Origin of the sequence: Lactobacillus sp. UMNPBX1 (genome assembly GCF_002554085.1) — a bacterium.
GTDB lineage: Bacteria > Bacillota > Bacilli > Lactobacillales > Lactobacillaceae > Lactobacillus > Lactobacillus crispatus.
Genome location: NZ_PCZI01000033.1, coordinates 1 through 5,227, shown reverse-complemented (window position 1 = coordinate 5,227; position 5,227 = coordinate 1). Strand labels below are relative to the sequence as shown.

At 40.3% G+C, this 5,227-nt stretch carries 2 protein-coding genes and 2 pseudogenes; 1 reads left to right on the top strand and 3 read right to left on the bottom strand.

From position 1 onward, the window contains the following. Nucleotides 1-46: 46 nt before the first annotated feature. Nucleotides 47-385: pseudogene (locus CP352_RS10475) on the top strand (transposase); the annotation flags it as partial. 185 nt (nucleotides 386-570) lie between these two features. Here CP352_RS10475 and CP352_RS10470 read toward each other — a convergent pair. The 3 genes and pseudogenes from CP352_RS10470 to CP352_RS10460 form a co-directional block, all read right to left on the bottom strand. After that, nucleotides 571-3,306 (bottom strand): LPXTG cell wall anchor domain-containing protein, encoded by a 2,736-nt coding sequence (locus CP352_RS10470; RefSeq protein WP_369823553.1) that lies wholly within the window; start codon nucleotides 3,304-3,306, stop codon nucleotides 571-573. A gap of 51 nt (nucleotides 3,307-3,357) precedes the next feature. Beyond that, nucleotides 3,358-4,287, bottom strand: a pseudogene (locus tag CP352_RS11575) (YSIRK-type signal peptide-containing protein); the annotation flags it as partial. A 684-nt stretch (nucleotides 4,288-4,971) separates the two neighbouring features. Further along, nucleotides 4,972-5,227: LPXTG cell wall anchor domain-containing protein (locus CP352_RS10460; RefSeq protein WP_233186943.1), on the bottom strand; the 256-nt coding region annotated here is incomplete at its 5' end.

The following is a 5,227-nucleotide window of genomic DNA, read 5'->3' as shown; positions in this document are numbered from 1 at the left end:
CATAATAATGGTAATACCCACAGCTAGCCAGCCATGAGTTATCTTTTCTTCATTAGAGAATTCATATAACCTGATGCAAAGCTTTATTCAAGCCGTTAAAACGGGCAATACTCATGAGCTCAAATTATTAATCAACTGCCAAGATCAAATTGGGACTTTAATGCACAAAACACTATTGACCTTTAAACATAACCTAAAAGCTGTGCTTAATGGAGCAAAACTGCCTTATTCTAACGGCTGCCTTGAAGGGTTCAACCGCAAGCTCAAACAAATTGAACGAACAGCTTTTGGCTATTCTAATTTTACTAATCTCTTAACCAGAATTCGTTTGGAAGAAAATCTGTACAAAGAAAAAGAACCAAACAGCCTTTTAATGGTTGCTTGATTCTTTTTATTTACTCATTATCAACAGGATTTGACAAAGAGCCTCAATTTTTAATTCATCACCGGCTTTTTATAGACTGAGTGTTTCACTAATCTCACACGTTAAATAAACAAAGATAATCTATAATTCTGTATAAATCACAACAATAATTAGCTTTACTATTTCAATATAGTCTATTTGCAAAATTACTGTCTCTCACGTTTCTTCCAGCCTAAACCTAACATCCCTAGGGTAGCTGTTAAGACACCTAAGATTCCTAAGCGGTTTTCAGCTTCTCCAGTATGTGGCAACTTTTGCGCTTGAGCTGATTGAGCTACTGGCGCTGGAGTTTGGCCCTGAGTATTAGCCGTTGCAGTGCCCTTGCCATTTTCTGTCACTTGGTCTTCAGCTTGTGGCTTTTGACCTTGATCGTTAGTTTGTGGCTTTTGGCCCTGATCATTGTTTTGCTCTGGCGTAGTTGGCTTGTTAGCCGTTGCAGTGCCCTTGCCATTTTCTGTCACTTGGTCTTCAGTTTGTGGCTTTTGACCTTGATCGTTAGTTTGTGGCTTTTGGCCCTGATCATTGTTTTGCTCTGGCGTAGTTGGCTTGTTAGCCGTGTAGTTGATCTCAACCGTTGTGTCTTGGGTATCAGCCGTCACGTCTATTTGTTCTACTTTGGCAATGTTTGGAGTGTATCCTGCATGTTCTAGAGCAACGAATTCTTTCCAACTGCCAGTAGTCCATTCACCATCCTTGACCACTTCGCCTGTTGCCAAATCAACTTCGTTAGTCCGGTTCAAGGTTACTGTTTGCTTGATGCTCTCATGACTACCATCTGGATGAGTAACGTTGATTGTCCGAGTGATCGTCTTTTCTTCGACTTGTTTCCCATGCTTGTGCTTCAAGTGCACAATGACATCTTCATTGTTTTCGGCAGCGAAAGTATATTCTGCTTCTGGTGTTCCAACCAGTTCATACTTGCTTTCATCTGGATTTGCAATGTTAGTAGCTACCGTCTCGCCGGTCTTCCCGTTCAACATCTCTTTCTTGATTGGATCCAAATTGTTATCGTCATCAACGTAGATCACGTGGGTTTGTTGGTCATTAGCCGTGTAGTTGATCTCAACCGTTGTGTCTTGGGTATCAGCCGTCACGTCTATTTGTTCTACTTTGGCAATGTTTGGAGTGTATCCTGCATGTTCTAGAGCAACGAATTCTTTCCAACTGCCAGTAGTCCATTCACCATCCTTGACCACTTCCCCAGTAGTTGCATCAAGAATCACTTCCCGTGTCAATGTTGCTGTTTGGATAACTTTTTGGTCACTTTCGTTTGGCGTGTGGACAATAATTGTTCGAGTAATGTCCTTGGTTTCTTGCTTAACACCATCGACATAAACCTTTCGACTATCTTTAACTACTTGCCCATCAGCATAAGTATGACTGTAAGTGACAGTGTATACCCCCGCCTTAGTCAAATCGACCTTATCAACCGCAACAGCTGTAGCAGCCCCTGGAGCTTGGTATTCATAACTAATATCCACGTCCGTCTTTGGCAACTTTGTTAGTTGATCGCGCGTCTTCCGTGCTCCTGGGTCATCGGCAGCATAAATCTCATCAATCATTGAAGTGGTGTCCCATGACTTAGCATTTGGATCTGCCACATAGTGTTGATCCTTATTTAAAATAATAGCAGGCACAGCTTGAACTTGGATTACCCAGATAGATGGGTCATTCAAGACAGGTCTATCATCATCAACACGGAATGCCCCTGGTAGGGTGGAGTATGCATAGAATGGCATTTCCTGAGCTTTACCGTTGTTGTTAGCATACTTGACCGTGTAACCATGGCTAGCAAAAATTTCTTGAATTTTTCTTAGATCAATAAAGTATTGCGCACTGCCGTAAACAAGCGATGGTCTGTCCCCTTTTGGTAGTGAGTCCATATTGAATGATCCCTTATAGGTTGGGAAGTTGCTAATTTTAAAGGCATCCCACCCATTTGGCATATCTTTGGAAATTTCCTTAACGGGCTTCCAGTATGATTGACCAGGTTGTTCCCCCATGAACTCAGCCGGAAGCAAGTCTACCCGCTTAACCTTACTTAAGTCCTTGCGCACAGTTGTAAAGTAGAGTTTAATCCCATTGGCAAAGTTACCTCCACCATAGTCGTTAACCTGTGGCGCAAAGGTTAGTGAATGAACCTGATCAGAGAGCTGACCAATGTACTTAACCGGGATGATAAATTCGATTCTATCATCTGGTTTAAAGGCAGTCCCCGTCATGGTAATTTGCGTAGCCTTATCTCCAGAACCATTGTGGGCCTTAAGGTATTCTGCCCAGTCACGGTAATAGTTACCACCATCACCAGTACCGTTGATCCCCCAGCCATAAGACCAGCCTTGCTGACTCTTCAATTGTGGACCATTAGCACCAAGACGGCTCGTATCAATCGCTACAGTCTTGTTATCAGCAAAGTTGAACCACAACCCGGAACCAACTTCCTTGTCACCATTGTGGTAAATCAAATGGTATTCCAGAGTGTTTGGATCAATCTGATCAACATTGATGATCGACTCAGACTTATTATTAGCAGTTACATACCCAGTTACATAAGTTTTACGGTCTTTCCCCTTAGCCGTGTAATAAGCAATAACCTGGCCATGGGCCATCTTGTGCCAATCTGAAGCAGTGATCTGGGGATTATTGTAGATCCCAGTAGTAACAGTGTCTTTATCAGTAGTTGGAGCTTCTGGAGTATCGATTTTCTCTGGGTGTAATTCAACGAAGCCAAATCCCATATTAGCGTTTGGGTGCCCGTAATCTACAACTTGAATATTATTAAATTGTTTTTCACCATCAGTTCTACCAATATATTTTAGTGGAGCAGTTAATGTGAAGTTAGTCCCGGCCTTTAAATTGTTGCCAATTTTAAGAGCGTTCATCGCACTCATATCTTGTTGGCCTTCTTTAAGCCATTCATCATAGGTTTTATACTTTCCCCATCCTGGTGTTAACGTATAGGCTACTTTTTCACCTGTATCTGTAGTGAAAGTTAAACCATCTTTACCAATTCTACTGGTATCTAACCGCAACGATTCTCCCCAGTTTACAATGAAGTTTTGGACCCGATCCTTTAAAACCTGATATTTAATATGTAATTCCAGGCTATTAGGATCCATCCGATTAGTATAGATTTCTGAATAAAGGCGGTTCTTAAAGTCTGCATAAGAACTGACGTAATTCTTTTGGTCAGTCCCCTTAACGGTAATGTAGACCTGGGCCCGCTCAGTAGATGTTTCAAGCCAAGTTTTTTCCAAACTATCCTTGTCATTTATAATAGCAGTATTAGCTGAGTTATCTGGAACCGTTGGATCTGGTGTTTCAGCAGGAGCTGCTGCCTTCATTGCCGTTCGTGCAGCCGGTGCGTTAACCTTGGATGCTACCTTCATTTTTGGTAGTGCAGCCAGTACTTTAAACTTGGCGGTTGTCTTCGGTGTAGCTGGTGTTGTTGCGTCGTTAGTCGGCGTTACTTCAGTATCTTTTTTGCCGACACCGGTAGTATTTTGCGTAGTTTCATTCGCATTTGTCCGCTTGTCTTTATCTTGGGGATTTGTTGCCACTACTTTTTCTTCAGCATTAGTTGTGGTTGCTGAAGCAGGGGCACCACCTGAAGCTTTTGCTAACTTTAACTCATTTTCACTCTCTTTGTTATTGACAGTTATAGTTGCTGCTTCAGTAACTGACTTGCCCCTCTTATCTTCAATTTGACTAGAAGGTTTAACAGCAGTACTAGTACCTTTATTTGAGTTAATAGTATCAGCAAGTACCTTTGGAGAGTTCATCAGTATTCCTGATCCAATCATCACTGAGGCCAAGCCAACTGACAGTTTTCTTAGTGTATATTTTGGGACTCTTTCTAACATGATCTTTCTCCTCGTATCATAAGGCACTATATTTCAGTGCCTAATAATTTTTACATTATTATAACACTTATAATATAACATAGAGCTATTACCTTTAATAGATAAAATCACTTAAAACTAAATAAAAAATAACACCCATCAAAAAATAAAAATCTCTGAAACAATTTTGTTTAAGAATTTTCCAGTGTAATAAGCTACGACTGCTGCGTCGGGTAATGTCATGATTAATGGTTTGAAGCATCTGACCAATGATGGCGTCATCAGTACAATAAATTTTTTGATCATAGTCTAAGAACCATACTGGTGACGTGCTGATATTCTTTTTCTCTTCAAAAGAGCTGTACAGGTGATAGATGTTCTAGTAGGTCTAACGTAGTACGAGCATCCATTTTAGTTCTCTTAATGACTCTATCTGTATCGGAATCAATGGTATCATAGGCTTTATGCCAAGCCTTGCCTATAGTTTCTAGGCGACTAAAAAACTCTTCCATGGACTTGGGCTGCCCTTCAAAAACAGGAAATTCAAAAAGATCATCCTGAATTGATACAATCCCACTAAAGTGGACGATTGAAATACATAAAGTATTCAATTATTCACGAAGGTGGGATTTTTTAAATTTTGTTACTAAAAAAGATCGAACCCAAAATGATTCGATCTTTAACGAACTTAATTCTTATTCAGTATTAGTGCTTCTTTTTAGGATCAAACAACATCCCTGCAAGCAAAGCCAAGCCTATGCAAGCAAGGGCAAAGCCTGCATTCAAAGTAGATTTCTTTTCACCAGTTTGTGGTAATTCTCTTCTTAAAGTTGATGAACCTACATGATCTTTTATTGTCAAATGTTCTTCTTCAGTAGTTTCAGGAGTTGATGGTGTTGCTATTATATTGGTCAAATTAAGTTTAAATGAACAGGAATTATCAGATGACGTATTAAAATAC

What these genes read in the sequence shown, in the direction of transcription:
- CP352_RS10470 (WP_369823553.1), bottom strand. Translation starts at nt 3,306, where the DNA reads ATGAACGCTCTTAAAATTGGCAACAATTTAAAGGCCGGGACTAACTTC.